The following is a 16,022-nucleotide window of genomic DNA, read 5'->3' as shown; positions in this document are numbered from 1 at the left end:
TGCGCGGGACGGAGCCCGGTCCGCTCCGGCCGGCTCCGGCCGGACCTCGGCCCGCCTTCGGGAAGTGTCCGCTGGGGAAGGGTGATTGCTGCCCCGTGTTCGTTACTCGTCGACGGCCCGGCACAGATCCGGCACCTCGCCGCAGGCCGCCCAGGCCACCTCCACGCCCGGCAGGCCCCTCGCCCACGGCCCGGCCACGGCGGTGAGACGCGCCGCGTCGGGCGGAGCCGAGCCGAGCCCGATCGCGTACCGGGCCAGGCCCGGGCCCGTCGCGAAGGGGTGCGGCCAGGCGTGCGCGTCCACGACGCCCGCCTCCTCCAGCGCACCGAGCAGGGCCCGCACCCGGCCGCGCATCCGCCCCAGCGCCGCGTCGAACTCCCGCGCCACGGGCGTCCGTACGGTCACCACGGCCCACGCGGCGTGCCGCCGGTGCAGCGGCGGCGCGGCCAGGACCGCGCCGAATGCATCCGGGTCGGCGTCCAGCAGCTCCCAGGCCCGGTACAGCTCCCGCCCCAGCAGATCGCGCAGCCCGGGGCCCACCTGGGCCGTGCAGCTGCGGACGGGTGCGGAGGGGGTGAGGACGGTGACGGGGGCCGGCTCCGGCTCCCGCCACGGCTCCCGCCACGGCGCGGGCGGCCCGGCCGGCGTGGGCGGCCCGGCCGGCTCGGGCCGGGCCGGGGCCAGGCCGACCGGGTCCCGCCAGTCCCAGGCCGCCCAGGTCCCGAAGAACCCGAGCAGCAGGGCTGCCGGGGACCGGTCCGCGGCAGCCCGGACCGTCCGCGCCGCCAGGACCGCCCAGGCCAGCCCCGGCAGCCCGCCGAACGGCGCCGAGTCCAGGCCCCGGGCCCGGGCCCAGGCCTTGACCTCCCGCGCCAGCCGGGCGAAGGCGGCGTGCTCGGCCCCCACGAAGGCCCGTACCGCATCGGCGTCGCTCACCGCGCTCAGCGCGACCGCGGCAGGCGCGCCGAGCTCCGCCCGGCGCGCCTGCGCCCGCGCGGGGTCCAGCGCGCCCGTGGGGACGACCACCAGGTCCACGTCCAGTCCGGCAGCGCTCAGCCGCAGCCCCGGCACCCGGGCGCCCGTCACCTCGCGCATCCGCACCGCCTCCGGCAGCGCGGCCGCGACCCGCTCCCGTACCGCGGAGATGTCGGCCGCGCCCGGAACGGCCGCGACCAGGTCGAGATCGGCGCCCGGCAGCGCGCAGCCCATACGGCGCGAGCCGGCCTCCCACACCGTCCCGTCGCCCAGCCCCGCCGCGATCCGCGCGGTGACCGAGGCGGCCCGCCCCCGCGGTTCGGCCCCGTGCCGCGGTTCGGCCCCGTGCCGCCCGGGCGTCTCCGGGAACGCGGGCCCGGTCAGCCACCGGACGCGGCCCGTGCCCAGCTCCACGACCGCCCGTGTGCGCATCGGCCCGTCCCCGCGCCGCGAGAGCACGGCCAGCTCCCCGACCCGCCCGGACGCTCCGGCGCCGAGCCGGGCGGCGTACTCCGCGACCGCCCGCTGCGGATCGCGGCTGCGTCCCAGCGTCAGGTGCGGGGTGTAGCCCTCGGCGCGCCCCCGGCATCCCGGGAACCGCCGTACGAGTTCCCTCCAGAGCTCCTGCCACGGCGCTTCACCGGCCGCCGCCGGGTCCAGCCAGACGGTCGCGTCCTCCCGGTGGCCGAAGCTGTGCACCCCCTCCAGCCGGGCCGTGAACGCCGGTGTGCGGGCGGCCACTTCGGACAGCAGCGGCACGGCCTCCTCGAACGAGGACTCGGGGACGAAGCCGAAGAGCAGGTTGACGTGCGCGGGCCAGCGCTCTGCCTGCGGGTCGTGCTCCCGCCGCAGCGCGTGCGCCGCGTCCGGGAGCCGGGGCGGCAGCCAGGCCACGGCCGTACGAGCCGTCGCCGGAGTGTCGAGCCGCGAGGTAGCCGCGTCGCCCCCGAACTCCAACGTCGCCTCCACCCCGTAGTGGTCCGAGACGAACAGCCCTTCCGGGCCGGGCACGTCGCCCCGCAGCGCCGCCCGGGTCACCCGCACCGGCCCGGCGGCCCGCAGCAGGATCCGGTCCAGCCGCCCCGCCCGCCCCGACAGCGAGCCGACGGCGGCCAGCGGGTTGGCCACCGGGTCGAAGGTGGGCGTGCCGTCCGCCGCGCCGTGCACCTCGCACCACGCGTCCCGCATGCCCAGCGCGGCGGCCGGCCCCTCGGGCCCGCAGGCACCGTCGTTGAAGTCGCCGAGCAGCGCCACGGGGACCTCCACCGGGCTCAGCCCCTCGGCGAGCCGGGCCAGTTCTGCCCGTCGGCGTCCCTCTCCGTTGTCGGTGTGATCGCTGGTCAAATGGGTCGCGGCCACCACGAGGGGGCCGGCGGCGGTGTCCACCGTCACGGCGGTGACCGCCTTGTGCGGCCCGAGCGCGTGCAGCCCCGCCTCCCGCACCGGCAGCCGGCTCAGCACCAGCAGACCGCACTCGGTGACGTCCCGGCCACCCGGATCCGTGCCGAGCGTGTAGCCGGCCCGTACCCAGTCCGCCGCCAGCAGCATCCGGAGCAGCTCGGGTTCGGCCTCCTGGAGCGCGATGACATCGGCATCGGCGGCCGCCAGGTCGGCCAGCAGCAGCGGCCTGCGCCGCGCGGTGGCGATCCGCGGGCCGTCGTACCGGTCCCACAGGGTGTTCCAGGTCAGCAGCCGCACCGTCGCGGGGGACCCCGACGCGCTGCCGCCCGCTGCGGGCGCGGGGGCCGGACGCCAGGCGCCCGCTCCCGCCGGATCCCAGGCGTGCGGGGTACGGGCGGTGAAGAACGGCGCCCGCAGCAGGCGCGGATCGTGCACCCGCCCGGCCCCGGTGGCGTCGATCCGGTCCATTCCCGTGGCCCGGTCCCACACCAGCTCGCCGTCCGCCTCGACGAACAGCACACGGTGCCAGGGGATGTCGCCGCCGGGCACGAAGGACGGCAGCGGCACGCGCTTCGGGGCGGCTCCGCGCTGCAGCAGCCCGAGGACGAACCGGGCGGGGTCGAACCGCGGGTCCCAGCGGACCTGGTGGTAGAGCTGCTCACTGGTGCGCATCACAGCTCCCCGTCCGGCGCGGCCAGGGCGCCCGCCGTGTCCTCGACGGTCCCGCCCGCGCCGATGTACCAGGTCCGGTGTGCCTGACCGGGGTACGGCGGGCTGAACCGGCGCAGCTGCGACTCCAGCACCTGCGGCGGAACCGGATGCGGGCGCACGGTGTTGCGCCTGCGCAGCTCCTCCTCCTCGACCAGCGCGACGGCATGCGTGACCAGCGCGTCGTGACGGCGGGCGACCGAGCCCGCCAGTCCGCGCTGCCGGCCGGTGAGCGAGGTGGCGTCCCAGACGACGGTGCCCCCGCGCGACAGAGCGGCATCGAGCCGGTCGAGGCCCTCGCTCAGCACCTCCGCGTTCGCCCGCTGGTCCGTGCGGGAACCCCGGGCCGTCCGCAGGTCGTCGAGACTGATGTACGCGTCCACGCCGGGCAGGGCGTGGCCGAAGGTGCTCTTGCCGCTGCCCGAGGGCCCGCACAGCTGCACCAGCCGGGGAAACGTTCCCTCACGCCAGCGCCAGGTCGCCGCCACCGCCTCCTCGGCCGTGCCGATCCGCCCCTGCGCGAAGGCCCGCCGCGCCTCGGCCCAGCAGCGGTCGCCCGCGTCCGGGCCGAGCTCCGCCAGCCGCCCGCGCAGCTCCGCGCGCAGCGCGCCGAGCGGGTCGGGGCCGAGCAGCCCCGCCTCCTCGGCGCACAGAGCGGACCACTCCACGCACTCGCGGGCCCGGTCGTCCCCGGCCGTCACGGCGGCCAGCGCGTGCAGCATCCCCGGATCGGCCGCGACGGCCATCCGCACCAGCCCGGCCCGCCGGTCGACGTCGGGGAACGGCCGCTGGAGGTACGGATACAGCCCGACCAGGTCCGACACCCGCCGCGCGAGCCCCGTCCCGAGCGGCCCCGCCGCGAGCCGGGCCGCGATCCGGGCGCGCGGCGCGCCGTGCAGTACGGCGGCCAGCACTCCGGCCAGCCGGTCCTCGCCGGTCCGCCCCAACGCGTCGATCCGGGCCGTGACATCGGCGCACACCTCCGCCCCGGACGCCCGGCCGGCCACGCCGCCGTCGGCCCGGCTCTCGTCACCCGTCACCCCGGCGGCCGCCAGCAGCTCCGCCGCATCCGCCCCGGCCCCCGACCGGACCGCCCACAACGGGGCCGCCGGACCGAGCCCGTTCGGCACCACCGGAGCGAACATCCAGTGCGTGCCGGTCCGTACGTGCCCGCCGCGCACCCATTTGGCCACGCACCGGCCGAAGTCCTCGTACGCGAAACCGTCCACGGTCCGCACGACGTACCCCTCCTGCCGTGCGGTGTCGAGCCTCAGCCTGCGCAGTGCGCGCTCGTCGAAGGTGCCCCGCCACAGCACGCGCGGGGTGGGCACGCCGAGCCCCCGCAGGTACCGGACGGTCCCGTCCCAGTCCAGGCAGTGCTCCCCGTCCCACACCGAGAACCCGTAGAACCAGCTGTCGAGGTCCTCGTAGCCGAGCGAGTGCCGGGCGTACAGGTTCTCCCCGCACACCCGCCGCCCGGCCGGGATCCGCGCGGCGATCCGGCCCTGGAGGCCCTTGACCCACGCCCGCGACGGATGGTGCGCGGAGTCGAGCGACCGGGCGTGCAGGCCGTCCGCGTACAGGGTGGTGTTCTCCCCGTCGAGCTTCTCGGTCACCACGACCTCGCGTCCGGCCAGCCCCGCGAACGCCCCCGGCCCGGCCACCCGGACATCGTCCGCCGCGGCCCCGGGCGACCAGGGCAGGTGGGGCGTACGGGGGTAGTGGGTGCGCATGACCGGCTCCTGCTCGACGACGTGGTGCCCCGTCACTGTAGGTATCCGGGGCGGCCTGCTCCATCGAATAAGAGGGGCCGGGCCCGGCGGGGGACCCGGGCGATCGGGCGGGCGACGGCGCTACCGGCACAGGGCCACGATGGAGGGTGACACCGTCCCGCGGGCCGCCTCGCACAGCGCCGCCATGTCGTACGTGCGCTGCGGAGCCGCGGGCCGGGCGGCGGGTTTGGCCGTTTTCGCCGCCGGCCGCTTGCGGGGTTTGGCCGGTGCGGCGGGGCGTGCCGGGCCCGCAGGGCGCACCGGACGTACGGGACGCGCGGGCTTGGCCGCCCGGGGCTGTCGCGCGGACCGCTCCTGCCGGGCCGCGGCCGCCGGTGCGGCGTCCGGCGCCGGGGCCTGTGCGGCCGGCGTCGGTGCGGGCGGGCGCAGCGGCTCCGGGGTGACCGGCAGATGACCCAACGGCCAGGCTGCCCGGTCCGGTTGCCGGGATTCCGGACGGACCTCGGCCGGCCCCGGGCGCGGAGCGTCCGGCGGAGCGGCAGGACGTACGGTCACGCATCCGGTGGTCACGGCGAGCGAGGCGAGGATCAGGGTCAGAGCCCGGCACAACTGCATCCGCCCACCCTGCCGCAACACCCCCGCCGAAGCCGCCCCCGTCACCCGTACGGGTGCGCCCCGCGAAGCCCCCCGGGGGGCTCGCCTCAGCGGGCCGCCGCGCCGCGGCCGCGGGGCCGGGTGGCCAGGCGGAGGGCGTGTTCCAGGGGGCCGCGGCGGAGCGGGGTGTCGGCGTAGGTGCGTTGCCACGCCCAGGTCAGGGCCAGGGCGGCGGTGCTGAAGCCCAGCCAGGCGGACCAGGAGGCCGCACCGTGGGCGGGGCCGGCCAGGACCAGGGCGTGGATCACGTACGCGCTCAGTGCCATGGCGCCGAGCACCGTGAAGGGCCGCAGCAGCCGGGCGCCCAGCCGGTGCCGGGCGGCGAGGGCGCACAGGCCGATGAGCGCGCAGCCCACGCCCGCGTTGCCGAGCGTCTCCGGCGGGGTCTGGCTGTACGGGTCGGCGACCAGGAGCCAGTCCCAGGAGGTGCTGGGCACGGCCCCGTACTGCCGGCGCAGCACCTCGCGCACCGGGTCGGCGGCGGTCAGGGCGTCCGGGTGATGGACGGCGATCGACGCGAGGAGCCGCTCCCGGGCGCCGAACACGTGCGTGGCGAGCCAGGCGGAGCCGTAGCCCGCGACGGCCGCGGCCGTGCCCCACACCGCCATGCGCAGCGCCGTCGACCGTTCCCGGATGTCGCACACGCGGGCGAGCGCCATCCCCGCCAGGATGTACGGGAAGTAGGTCGCCAGCGGATACGCGCCGGTGAGCAGCAGCTCGCACAGCACCGTGCCCAGTCCGGACCAGCTGGTCAGATCGGCGGCCTCCGGTACCAGGCCGCGCCCGGACGCCTCGTACCCGAACACCGGGCCCAGCAGGAAGGACAGCAGCGGACCCGCGACCACCGAGACCCCCGCGACGGCCGTGAGCACCGGGGTGGAGAGCCGGGTGAACGGTTCGGCGGCGAGGAAGTACACGGCGAAGAAGGCCAGGATGACCAGGATGCCGGGCCACAGCGAGGCCAGGAACACCCCGAGCACGGCCATGACGGCGCAGCGGATGAGCAGCGGACGGTACCGCGCGGTCCAGCCTGCGGGCCGGGCCGCCGGGTCGAGCCCGCGCTGGGCGAGGACCAGGGAGAAGCCGGCGAGGAGGGTGAAGAGCGCCGGGGCGCGGCCGTCGGCCGCGACGAGCACGTAACCGGCGCCCTCGGGCTGCGGGCTGGGGCCGACGTGCACGGCGAACATGCCGAGCACGGCGAGACCCCGGACGGCATCGACTCCGGCCAGCCGCCCCGAACCGGCCGCCTCCGGGGCCGCGTTCGCCGAACCGGCCGCCGCCCCCTGGTCCGCGTTCCCCGAACGGACCTTCTGCGGCTCCGGGTTCCCCGCAGCCGCCTCCCCCCGGGCGCTCACGCGCCGCACGTCACGGTGTCGCGGGGTGTGTACCGGGTCTTCATCGTCTCCCGTTTGACTTCCTTGCCGCCCTGCACGAACACCCGGTCCACGGCCACGTCGAAGCCCTCCAGCGGGGACTGCGGCTCGCACTTGGGGCCGCTGCCCTTGCGGGTGGCGGGCTGCTGGACATTGGTCCGCGGGCCCTGCACCGCGCGCACCTCCTCGTACTTCTTCGTGCCCAGGAAGGTGATGGTGACCGAGGTGTCGGTGGCCTCGGCCTGGATGTACAGGGCCTTGCCGGAGTCGTTGGCGAAGCGCAGGTCGAGGCTGCCCCACGCCACGGTGGCCTCCCGGCCCTCGGGGTAGCGCTCGATGTAGAACGAATGGGCCCCGTACTCGACGGGCTTGACCCCCGCGAAGAACATCGCGTTGAACACGGTGGTGGCCACCGCCGAGACCCCGCCGCCCGAAGCCTTCTCGTACTGGCCGTTGTTGATGATCAGGCCGTCGACGAAGCCGTTCTCCTTCGTGCGCTCGCCGACCGTCCGGTTGAAGCTCCACGTCTCGTCGGGCAGCACCAGCGAGCCGTTGATCAGTTCGGCGGCCCGTCCGATGTTGGTCGTGCGGTAGGCCGCCGGTTCGAACTTCACGGTGAACGAGGAGACCTTCTCCGTGATCCCGAGCTGCCGGACCGTGTCCTTGGACAGCTTGGGCCGGACCTCCTCGGTCGCGACCTGTCCGGTACGGGCGGCCGCGTCGGCCCCGGTCAGCAGCGGCAGCACGGCCGCGCCGAGGGCCTGCTCGGTGACCTGGCGGCCGGCCTTGCCCTCCTCGGCGACGGAGACCCGGCCCGCCCCGTCGAGCCGCAGCCGCGCCTCCACCGGACCCGGCCCGGCCTGCCGGAGCGGACCGGCGAGGGCCGGGTCCGCCAGCAGCGCCTTGGCGTCGAGGGCCGGGCTCAGCCGGCCCTGGCCGTCGTCCTTCAGGCTGAGGTGCTTGGAGAGCACGGCGGGGCCGACGGGTATGCGCCTGCCGCCGACGGTGAGGGTGACGGGCGCGGACATCGCCGGCTCCGCAAACTCCTTCAGGGCCCGTTCGGTCTCCTGCCCGCCGACCCGCGGCTCCGTCCGCTGGACGGGGAGGTCGACGGGACCGTTCGCGGCGCCGCGGTCCGCGCCCCGCAGGAAACCCTCGTGCAGCGGGTCGAGGGAGCGGTCGACGTCGAGGGAGACGCCGGTGACCGGGGCCACCGCCGTGGCCTTGCCCTTCGCGAAGCCCACGGAGCCCTCCTTGGCCTCCTGTGCGGTCTTCTTGCCGATGCCCTCCAGGGCGGCGCGCGCCGTCTTCCCGTCGAGGCGGACGACCGGGGCACATCGGGATCGCCCGAGGAGAACAGGCGGCCGATCACGGTGAGCGGACCGGACCCGGCCCGCGCGGCGCGCTCGGCGGTCGCGGCGCTGTCGAGGGAGAGGCCGAGCGCCCGCGGTCCGGCCTGCTCCGTGCGCTCGCCGACCCGGAGCCGGACGGGGGCCGCGGCGGCCGGGCCGAGCTCCCGGTCCAGGGTCCGGGCGGCCTCCGCCTTGGTCAGCCCGCCTATGTCGACCCCGCGCACCTTCGTGCCCGGGGCGACCTCCTCGCCGGCCAGGAGCAGACCCGCGGCGTACAGCCCGCCGAAGCCGAGGACCGCGGCGCCGCCCGCCACGCCGACGACCCCCGGCACGGTCCACCGCCTCCCGGTGTCCGTCCGGTTGCCCGTACGGCTGGCGCGTCGCATGAAGGGGTCTCCTCGGTCCGGTCCGGTGACGTGGTCGGACCGGCGGCTTTCATGCCGCCAGTCCGCCCCCGGAAGGTAGCAAGGACCACATAACCAGGTAATAAGGAGGTATAGGGGCGGCAAAGCAGAGGTGCTCATCCGCAGGTCCGGGGCGGCCGCGACGCCGTAACCAGGAGGCCGCGACCGCTGTTGCAGTGTCGGCGGGTCCACCCACGGTGAACGGAGTTCCGATGCCGCAGCTGACCGACGAGGCCGCGCCCGACAGGTCCGCGCCCGACGGGTCCGCGCCCGACAGGTCCGCACCCGAGACGTCCCTGCCCGAGCCGTCGCTGCCCGGCCAGGACCGGGCCGCCGGGACCTGGATGACCCCGGAGGCGTACGGGGCCTCGCGCGCCGGGCTCTGGACCGCAGCCGTGGTCCTCGTCACCGACCCGGACGGCCGGGTCCTCGTCCAGAGCGTCGACTACCGCTCCGACCGGCTCCTGCCCGGCGGGGCCGTCGACGCGGGCGAGGCGCCGTCGGCCGCGGCGGCCCGCGAGGTGCGCGAGGAGCTGGGAGTCGACGGCCGCTACCCGCGCGGACTCGCCGTGGACTGGATCCCGGCCGACACGCCCGGCTTTCCGCCCGGCATGCGGTTCCCCGGCGAGATCCTGCACGTTTACGACGGCGGCACCTGGACGCCCGAGCGGATCGCGTCCGTCCGCCTTCCCGCCCAGGAGATCACCGGCATCCACTTCGCCGAACCGGCCGACCTGCCCGCCCTGATGGACCCCGGCGACGCCCGCCGCGCCCTGTCCGCCCTGCGGGCCCGCATCAACGGCTCCGGGACCGCCCTGCTGGAGGACGGCCGCCCCACCGTGCCCACCGCCCTCGACCGGCTGGGGGTGCTCCGCACCCGCCGTACCGCGCAGCGCGGCGCGTGGCACCCCGGCCCGGTCCCCGCGCAGCTGTCCGTACGGGACCACCGGGGCTGGCTGTTCGCCCCCGACGGGCGGGTCCTGCTGCTGATCGCCCGCGCCACCGGCGCGGCCCACCTGCCGTCCCCGGCCGCCGCGCCGACGGCCGGCGCCTTCCCGCTCGGCTACCTGTACGACGAGGACCGCCGTCCGGACGGCCCCCAGGACGTGCACGCCCGCACCGCGGCCCGCCTCACCGGCCTCGCCCCGGCCGCGGACCCGGCGTACGCCCGGCTGCTGGCCACCCCCGAGCAGGTCCGCGAACTGAGCGACTGGGGTCAGGCCGGAGTCCGCGAACTGGAGGCGGTCCACGCGGCCCGCACCCGTCTCTCCCTGCCCGCCCCCACCCGCACCCCGCCCACCGAACTCCCGGAGTCGGCGACCCGCTGGTGACCCGGCCCGCCCTGCCGCGGCCGTCGCCATGATCGGGAAATCCGCCGTCCGGCGTCCGCGGTCCCGCAGCATGGGGCCATGAGCGACAGCGCGATCACCTACACCCTGTACATCCAGGCCGATCCCGACCGGGTCTGGCAGGCCCTCACCGAGCCCGCCTTCACCCGCCGGTACTGGGGCCTGAGCTTCGAGACCGACTGGGCCGTGGGCTCGCCGATGGACTGGGTCGAGCGCGGGGCCCGCACCAGCGACCCCGGGCAGGTGGTCCTGGACTGCGTCCCGGACCGCCGGCTGTCCTACACCTGGCACAGCTTCACCCCGCAGTGGGCGGCCTCGGCCGGCATCGACGAGGAGCTGCGGGCCCGCCTCGCCGAGGAGCGGCGCACGAAGGTGACCTACGAGATCGAGCCGGTCGGGGACGCGCTCGCACGGCTGACCATCCGGCACGAGGACTTCGAACCCGGCGGCACCCTGATCGGCATGTGCCGGCAGGCCTGGCCGATGCTCGCCTCCAGCCTCAAGACCCTCCTGGAGACCGGTGCCCCGCTGCCCGAGCCGGAGACGGAGCCCCACGAGCTCGACGGCGCCTGACCCACCGGCCCGGACGCCCGCGCGTACGGCGCGCTCCGGGCCGGCGCGACGACGTACGGGTCCGGCCGGATTCCGGCCCGTCGGTGCCGAGGCCCCGCTGCTGCCGTCCCCGCGTACCGTCGGCGCCCCGAGCGGACCCTGAGCGTCGGACGCCCGGGCGGGTCGTGTGGAATGGGTGCCATGGGGAGAGGGAAGCAGAACCAGCACGCCCACGAGGGCGCCGAGCCGCCCGAGCACTGGCGTTACGAACGGCACCTCGGGTCGCTGGCCGCCGCGTCCGGGAAGCCCGCCGAGGCCGAGGTGGTGGCCGCCGTGCTGCGCGACCCGGATCCGGTGATGGCCGAGAGCGCGGTGGTCACCCATCTGAACCGGCGGGCGGCGCGGCTGCTGGAGGACGACGGGTTCCCCGGCTGGGCCCGGGCGATGGCCGAGGCGCTCGCCGGCCGGGCCTTCCCCGAGCGGCGGCTGCGCGAGTGGACCCTGCTCAAGGCCATCACCCGGGGCGAAGCCTGGGCCGCGGCGGAGCTCACCGCGGCCTCCGACTGGTGCCAGCGCACCGCCGCCCACACCCTGACCTCGTCCGAGGCCCTGGGCCTGCTGGCCGGCTCCGCCCGCACCCGCCGGGTCCGCAACGCCGCCGCCGAACGCCTGCGCCGCCGCACCCTGGCCTAGGCCATCGGATTCCCCGGCTCCGGCCGTCAGATGCCCTTGCGGACCCGGGCGGCGCGGCGGGCCTCGGCGGCCTGCCGGGCCTCCATGGTCTTGCGGGACTCCTTGCCCTTGCCCGTCCGGCCCGGCCGGGTGCCGATCCCGCGGAAGCCGAGCTCCGAGCCCGAGGGCCTGCCCTTGGCGTCCGTGGGCGCGGATCCGGCCAGCGGCACCCCGGAGGGGGCCTTCGCGCCGGTGATCCGGCTCAGCGCCGCCTCGCCCGACCGCACCTGGGTGATGGTCGGCCGGATCCGGGCGTCCGACATCAGCCGGACCATGTCCCGGCGCTGGTTCGGGGCGACGAGGGTGACGACCCGGCCGGACTCGCCGGCGCGGGCGGTGCGGCCGCCCCGGTGCAGGTAGTCCTTGTGGTCGGCGGGCGGGTCCACGTTGACCACGAGGTCGAGGTCGTCGATGTGGATGCCGCGCGCGGCGACGTTGGTGGCGACCAGGACGGTCACGGCCCCGTTCTTGAACTGGGCCAGGGTCCGGGTGCGCTGCGGCTGCGACTTGCCGCTGTGCAGCCCCTCCGCCCGTACGCCCATCGCGCGCAGGTGCTTCACGAACTGGTCGACCCCGTGCTTGGTGTCGAGGAACATCAGCACGCGGTTGTCGCGCGCCGCGATCTCGGTGGCCGCCGAGATCTTGTCGGCCGCGTGGACGTGCAGCACGTGGTGGTCCATCGTGGTCACCGCGCCCGCCTGCGGGTCGACGGAGTGCGAGACCGGGTCCTTCAGGTACGCACGCACCAGCTGGTCCACATTGCGGTCCAGGGTCGCCGAGAACAGCATCCGCTGCCCCGCGTGGTGCACCTGGTCGAGGATCTCGGTGACCTGCGGCATGAAGCCCATGTCGCACATCTGGTCGGCCTCGTCGAGCACGGTGATCTTCACGCGCTCCAGGTGGACGTCGCGCCGTCCGATCAGGTCGCTCAGCCGCCCGGGGGTGGCCACCACGACCTCCGCGCCGGTGCGCAGCGCGCTCACCTGCCGCCCGATGGACAGCCCGCCGACCACGGTGGCCATCCGCAGCTCCAGGGCTTCGGCGTACGGGGTGAGGGCTTCGGTCACCTGCTGCGCCAGCTCGCGGGTCGGTACGAGGACCAGGGCCAGCGGGCGCTTCGGGTCCGCCTTCTGGCCCGCCGTACGGGCCAGCAGCGCCAGGCCGAAGGCGAGGGTCTTGCCGGAGCCCGTCCGCCCGCGGCCCAGGACGTCCCGGCCGGCCAGCGCGTTCGGGAGCGTCGCGGCCTGGATGGGGAAGGGCTCCTTCACCTCCAGCCGGGCCATGGTCGTCGTCAGCTCGGCGGGCAGGTCCAGCTCGGAGAACGAGGCCACCGGCGGCAGCGCCGGCACCTTCGGCTCGTGCATCGTGAACTCACCCTGCGGCCCGGTGCTCCGGGGGGCCTTGGCGCCGGACTTGCCGCCGGGCTTGGCACCGCCCTTCACGCCGAATCGGCCATGAGCTGACGGGTTCCTCATGCAGGACCTTTCGAAGGACGGGTGCTCCGCGCGAAACAGGGCGGGTGGCGAGGCGGGCAACAAGATGGTCAACCGCCCATGGTACCAGCGGGGGCGCGGGCCACTCCTTACGCCGGCCCGGCGCCGAGCTCCCCGGACCGCAGCTGCGCCAGGTGGGCGCGGACCTCGCCCGCGGCCCGGCCGAACCAGTCGGCGATCACGGCGGTCTCGTCGGGCGTGTAGTCGGCGAACAGGGCGCCGAGGCGGTCGTAGAAGGGCTGGTACACGGCGAAGATCCGCGCGCTCGCCGCCGGGTCGGCCACCACCCGGACGCGGCGGCGGTCGGCCGGGTCGGCCTGGCGTCGCGCGTACCCGGCCCGCTCGAGGCGGTTGAGCACCCCGGTGACGGCGCCCGTGGTGAGGTTGGCCAGCTGGGCGAGGTCGCCGGCGGCGAGGGGGGTTTCCCCGGCGCCCAGGACGTGGCCCAGGCAGGTCAGGTCGGTGACGTTGAGCCCGAGCATCTGCGCCACCTCCTGCTGGGCGATGACGCCGAGGGCGACGTACTGGTCCATGCGCGAAAGCGCCTCCCCGGCCGTGGCCGCGGGGCGGGACTTGCCCTGCACGCGATTACTCCTTAGTGTCTAAGGTACTTAGCTCGTGAGATAAAAGATCCTTCTCCGAGCCTACTGCTGCCCGTCCGACGAGGGAGAATCCATGAGCGCGCACGGCCACGTCGACCTCGGCCACACGGTGGCCGGCTGGACCGGAACCGGCATCGCCCTGGTGGGCTCGACCGGGGCGGGCCTCGCCGTGTGCGCCGGCTGGATCCCCGGGGTCTGGACCGGGCTCGGTGTCGTCGCCGCGGCCGGGGTCGTCACCTGGCTGCTGCACCTCGCCGGGTGGGGCAAGCCCAGCGGCCCCCGCCCCGAGGCCGACTGGGACTGGCGTACCCGGGACACCGCCGCCCACGCCGGGCACGCGGACTGCCTGGGCTGCCGGGTCAGCGGACCGCGCCGAGCCGCAGCAGCCGCCCCTCGGCCTCGATCCGCCGTGTCGTTGCCCGCCGCGGATAGCAGCGCATGAACATGCGGGTGAAGTGCTCCCCGTAGTGGATCGCGGTGTCGTCGGCCGGATCCGGGCGCAGTCGACAGCAGGGTCCCGCCCGTCAGGAACTGCAGGACGTCCCCCGGGAACACGGTGAGCACCACGGGCGCCGGAGGCACGTACCGCCAGCCGGGGGAGTCCTCGGTGAAGCCCGCCGTGCTCTCACCGGGGAGCCAGGCCGGGATCCGGCCAGGGCACCGGCCCGTGGCAGGGCAGACCGGCCCCGGATTCCGGGTCCGGGGTGATGGTGAAGATCTCCGACGCGTCCCGCTCGCCTGCCGTGACCTCCTCGCCCGAGGCGGTGTACCCGCTGTACGCGGTGTCGTTGACGTACGCCGCCTTATGGTCCGGGGGCCGGGCGAAGAACCTGCGGCTCGCCGCCGTCGCCGCCCGCGTGCGCTCCCGCTGCCCGGCGTCGGCGGCGACCTGGAAGATCCCCTCGCGCCACCACGCGGCGGTCATCGCCCGGCCGAGCGCCTCGTCCGCAGCCGTCCCGTTCGCTCGTTCCGGTACCTGGAATGTTGCGAAACCGTCCATGTCCCGACCCTTCTCGCAGGCGCCCTTTCCCCCGTTTCGCGGACGAGGCGGCCAGAAGTTCGAATGCGCGGCACGCCACGGTTGGCCGCGTTCAGCGTGTGCTGTACGGGACCGTTGGGCAGGATCGAGACGGCCGCGCGTGCGGCCCGCAGTGGAACGTTGAGAAGGATCAGCCAGATGGCAACAGGCACCGTGAAGTGGTTCAACTCGGAGAAGGGGTTCGGCTTCATTCAGCAGGACGACGGCGGGCCGGACGTGTTCGTGCACTTCTCCGCCATCGCGACCACCGGCTTCAAGTCGCTGGAAGAGAACCAGAAGGTCGAGTACGACGTCACCCAGGGCCCCAAGGGTCCCCAGGCCGAGCAGGTGGTCCCCCTCTCGTAGCACCGCTTCCCGGGCCCGGCCCGTGAGGTGAGCCCCGCCGGTCCGCCCGGCGGGGCTTTTTCGCGCGCTCGCCCTCCGGCGCCCGCTACACGGCCCGGTGCAGGGCCAGCAGGAGCCGCCACAGATGCTCCGCCAGGTCGGCCGGACCGGCCGGGACGGTGTCGTGGAGCCAGTCCGCGAGGACGCCGGTGAAGGAGGCGGCGACCGCCGAGGCGACGAGGTCGGGGTGCGGGGCGCCGGCGGCCGCGCGTTCGGCCCGGGCCCGCTCGCGCAGCTCCCGGTGGAGGCGGTCGCCCAGCGGGCCCCCGCCGCCGGGCAGGAGCAGCGTGCGGTAGAGCGGCGCGCGCTCGGCCGCCCCCGCCAGGAAGCCGGCCAGGGCCGCGGGCGGCCGCGCCGGGGGGAGCGCCGCCGGGCCGGTCTGCCAGGCGTGCAGGGCGTCGACCGCGGCGTGCACCACGTCGGCGCAGGCGTCCACGGCGAGCGCGGTGAGGTCCTCGTAGTGCAGGTAGAACGTGGCCCGGCCGACCTTCGCCCGCCGGACCACCGCCGAGACGCTGACCTCGGCCAGCGGGTGGCCGGCGCATTCCGCGAGCAGGCTCTCGCGCAGCCGCGCCCTCGTCCTGGCGGTACGCGGGTCCGGGGCCCGCGCGTCGTCCTGCGGGCTCACGCGGCCAGCAGCGCCGCGCCGAGGGCCAGCGCGCCGGGCAGGGCCTGGGCGAGGAGGATCCGGCGGTTGGCGGTCGCGGCCCCGTAGACCCCGGCGACGATCACGCAGACCAGGAAGAAGACCTGCGCGGCGAGCGAATCGATGATCAGGGCCCACACCAGGCCCGCGGCGAGGAACCCGTTGTAGAGCCCCTGGTTGGCGGCGAGCGGCGCGGTGAGGCGGGCGGTGTCCGCGTCGAACCCGGACAGGGCCCGCCCCGGTGGGCGCTGCCACAGGAACATCTCCAGCACCAGGAAGTACAGGTGCAGGGCGGCCACCAGGCCGATCAGGATCTGAGCGACCGTGTGCACGGGCCGCCTCCACTTCGCGGTTTCTCGGGGACGATATTTCCTGGACAACTGTACAGGAAATATCGCCCCCGGCCACGGCTCAGTCCTCCCGTACGGAGATGGCCGAGACCGGACAGGCCCGGGCGGCCTCCCGGACCAGCGGGCTCCCGGCGCCGTCCTCGCGGCCGGGGAGCAGTTCGCCGAAGCCGTCGTCGTCCTGGGTGAACACCCCGGGGGCGGTCAGCGCGCACTGGCCCGCGCCGATGCAGACGCCCGTGTCGATGTCGATGTGCAGACGCGCGTGCGACACCGCC

16 protein-coding genes are annotated in these 16,022 nt (G+C 75.8%); 5 read left to right on the top strand and 11 right to left on the bottom strand.

The window, feature by feature from the left end:
* Positions 1–102 precede the first annotated feature (102 nt).
* The 5 genes from ACTVZO_RS04025 to ACTVZO_RS04005 all read right to left on the bottom strand — a co-directional run bounded on the left by ACTVZO_RS04025 (position 103) and on the right by ACTVZO_RS04005 (position 8,088).
* A complete protein-coding gene (locus tag ACTVZO_RS04025) occupies positions 103–3,048 on the bottom strand; it encodes a poly(A) polymerase (protein ID WP_443297015.1) in 2,946 nt (981 codons plus the stop codon).
* Positions 3,048–4,817 carry an RNA ligase family protein gene (locus tag ACTVZO_RS04020; RefSeq protein WP_443297014.1) on the bottom strand — a complete coding sequence of 590 codons (1,770 nt, stop codon included), beginning with the start codon at positions 4,815–4,817 and terminating at the stop codon, positions 3,048–3,050. The genes ACTVZO_RS04025 and ACTVZO_RS04020 overlap by 1 nt, the downstream gene beginning before the upstream one ends.
* A gap of 120 nt (positions 4,818–4,937) precedes the next feature.
* Positions 4,938–5,432 (bottom strand): hypothetical protein, encoded by a 495-nt coding sequence (locus tag ACTVZO_RS04015; RefSeq protein ID WP_443297013.1) that lies wholly within the window; start codon positions 5,430–5,432, stop codon positions 4,938–4,940.
* 86 nt (positions 5,433–5,518) lie between these two features.
* A complete protein-coding gene (locus tag ACTVZO_RS04010) occupies positions 5,519–6,826 on the bottom strand; it encodes a DUF418 domain-containing protein (RefSeq protein ID WP_443297012.1) in 1,308 nt (435 codons plus the stop codon).
* Entirely contained in the window at positions 6,823–8,088 is a 1,266-nt protein-coding gene (locus tag ACTVZO_RS04005) for a VanW family protein (protein WP_443297011.1), read from the bottom strand. The genes ACTVZO_RS04010 and ACTVZO_RS04005 overlap by 4 nt, the downstream gene beginning before the upstream one ends.
* A gap of 724 nt (positions 8,089–8,812) precedes the next feature.
* On the opposite strand from ACTVZO_RS04005, the gene ACTVZO_RS04000 reads away from it, so the two are divergent.
* From ACTVZO_RS04000 to ACTVZO_RS03990, 3 genes are all read left to right on the top strand, one after another.
* Complete coding sequence (locus ACTVZO_RS04000) at positions 8,813–9,931, top strand: NUDIX domain-containing protein (protein WP_443297010.1); 1,119 nt, start codon at positions 8,813–8,815, stop codon at positions 9,929–9,931.
* A 78-nt stretch (positions 9,932–10,009) separates the two neighbouring features.
* Positions 10,010–10,522: an SRPBCC family protein gene (locus ACTVZO_RS03995; RefSeq protein WP_443297009.1), complete on the top strand. Its 513-nt coding sequence runs from the start codon at positions 10,010–10,012 to the stop codon at positions 10,520–10,522.
* A gap of 180 nt (positions 10,523–10,702) precedes the next feature.
* Positions 10,703–11,194: a hypothetical protein gene (locus ACTVZO_RS03990; RefSeq protein ID WP_443297008.1), complete on the top strand. Its 492-nt coding sequence runs from the start codon at positions 10,703–10,705 to the stop codon at positions 11,192–11,194.
* A gap of 26 nt (positions 11,195–11,220) precedes the next feature.
* Here the strand turns inward: ACTVZO_RS03990 and ACTVZO_RS03985 are convergent, their stop codons facing one another.
* A complete protein-coding gene (locus ACTVZO_RS03985; RefSeq protein WP_443297007.1) occupies positions 11,221–12,708 on the bottom strand; it encodes a DEAD/DEAH box helicase in 1,488 nt (495 codons plus the stop codon).
* A gap of 107 nt (positions 12,709–12,815) precedes the next feature.
* Positions 12,816–13,310, bottom strand: a complete 495-nt coding sequence (locus ACTVZO_RS03980; RefSeq protein ID WP_443297006.1) for a MarR family transcriptional regulator — start codon at positions 13,308–13,310, stop codon at positions 12,816–12,818.
* 91 nt (positions 13,311–13,401) lie between these two features.
* On the opposite strand from ACTVZO_RS03980, the gene ACTVZO_RS03975 reads away from it, so the two are divergent.
* Entirely contained in the window at positions 13,402–13,770 is a 369-nt protein-coding gene (locus ACTVZO_RS03975) for an HGxxPAAW family protein (protein ID WP_443297005.1), read from the top strand.
* A gap of 183 nt (positions 13,771–13,953) precedes the next feature.
* Here ACTVZO_RS03975 and ACTVZO_RS03970 read toward each other — a convergent pair whose 3' ends face one another.
* Positions 13,954–14,328, bottom strand: coding sequence for a 2-oxoglutarate and iron-dependent oxygenase domain-containing protein (locus tag ACTVZO_RS03970; RefSeq protein WP_443297004.1), 375 nt, complete (start codon positions 14,326–14,328; stop codon positions 13,954–13,956).
* 177 nt (positions 14,329–14,505) lie between these two features.
* On the opposite strand from ACTVZO_RS03970, the gene ACTVZO_RS03965 reads away from it, so the two are divergent.
* The gene (locus ACTVZO_RS03965) at positions 14,506–14,712 is read left to right on the top strand and encodes a cold-shock protein (protein WP_361759201.1); all 207 of its coding nucleotides are present in this window, start codon (positions 14,506–14,508) and stop codon (positions 14,710–14,712) included.
* Positions 14,713–14,797: 85 nt separating this feature from the next.
* Here ACTVZO_RS03965 and ACTVZO_RS03960 read toward each other — a convergent pair whose 3' ends face one another.
* The 3 genes from ACTVZO_RS03960 to ACTVZO_RS03950 form a co-directional block, all read right to left on the bottom strand.
* Positions 14,798–15,379, bottom strand: a complete 582-nt coding sequence (locus ACTVZO_RS03960; protein WP_443297003.1) for a TetR/AcrR family transcriptional regulator — start codon at positions 15,377–15,379, stop codon at positions 14,798–14,800.
* Positions 15,376–15,729, bottom strand: a complete 354-nt coding sequence (locus tag ACTVZO_RS03955) for a DUF1304 domain-containing protein (protein WP_443297002.1) — start codon at positions 15,727–15,729, stop codon at positions 15,376–15,378. Before ACTVZO_RS03955 ends, ACTVZO_RS03960 begins: the two co-directional genes overlap by 4 nt.
* A gap of 79 nt (positions 15,730–15,808) precedes the next feature.
* Positions 15,809–16,003, bottom strand: coding sequence for a ferredoxin (locus tag ACTVZO_RS03950; RefSeq protein WP_384227527.1), 195 nt, complete (start codon positions 16,001–16,003; stop codon positions 15,809–15,811).
* Between the last annotated feature and the right edge of the window lie 19 nt (positions 16,004–16,022).

The organism is Streptomyces sp. IBSNAI002 (assembly GCF_052244475.1).
Lineage (GTDB): Bacteria > Actinomycetota > Actinomycetes > Streptomycetales > Streptomycetaceae > Streptomyces.
The sequence above is the reverse complement of the archived record's forward strand: the minus strand, read 5'-3'. Positions and strand labels throughout refer to the sequence as shown.

What these genes read in the sequence shown, in the direction of transcription:
- ACTVZO_RS04015 (WP_443297013.1), bottom strand. Translation starts at nt 5,432, where the DNA reads ATGCAGTTGTGCCGGGCTCTGACCCTGATCCTCGCCTCGCTCGCCGTG.
- ACTVZO_RS03975 (WP_443297005.1), top strand. Translation starts at nt 13,402, where the DNA reads ATGAGCGCGCACGGCCACGTCGACCTCGGCCACACGGTGGCCGGCTGG.
- ACTVZO_RS03990 (WP_443297008.1), top strand. Translation starts at nt 10,703, where the DNA reads ATGGGGAGAGGGAAGCAGAACCAGCACGCCCACGAGGGCGCCGAGCCG.
- ACTVZO_RS04025 (WP_443297015.1), bottom strand. Translation starts at nt 3,048, where the DNA reads ATGCGCACCAGTGAGCAGCTCTACCACCAGGTCCGCTGGGACCCGCGG.
- ACTVZO_RS04020 (WP_443297014.1), bottom strand. Translation starts at nt 4,817, where the DNA reads ATGCGCACCCACTACCCCCGTACGCCCCACCTGCCCTGGTCGCCCGGG.
- ACTVZO_RS03995 (WP_443297009.1), top strand. Translation starts at nt 10,010, where the DNA reads ATGAGCGACAGCGCGATCACCTACACCCTGTACATCCAGGCCGATCCC.
- ACTVZO_RS03970 (WP_443297004.1), bottom strand. Translation starts at nt 14,328, where the DNA reads ATGGACGGTTTCGCAACATTCCAGGTACCGGAACGAGCGAACGGGACG.
- ACTVZO_RS03965 (WP_361759201.1), top strand. Translation starts at nt 14,506, where the DNA reads ATGGCAACAGGCACCGTGAAGTGGTTCAACTCGGAGAAGGGGTTCGGC.
- ACTVZO_RS04000 (WP_443297010.1), top strand. Translation starts at nt 8,813, where the DNA reads ATGCCGCAGCTGACCGACGAGGCCGCGCCCGACAGGTCCGCGCCCGAC.
- ACTVZO_RS03985 (WP_443297007.1), bottom strand. Translation starts at nt 12,708, where the DNA reads ATGAGGAACCCGTCAGCTCATGGCCGATTCGGCGTGAAGGGCGGTGCC.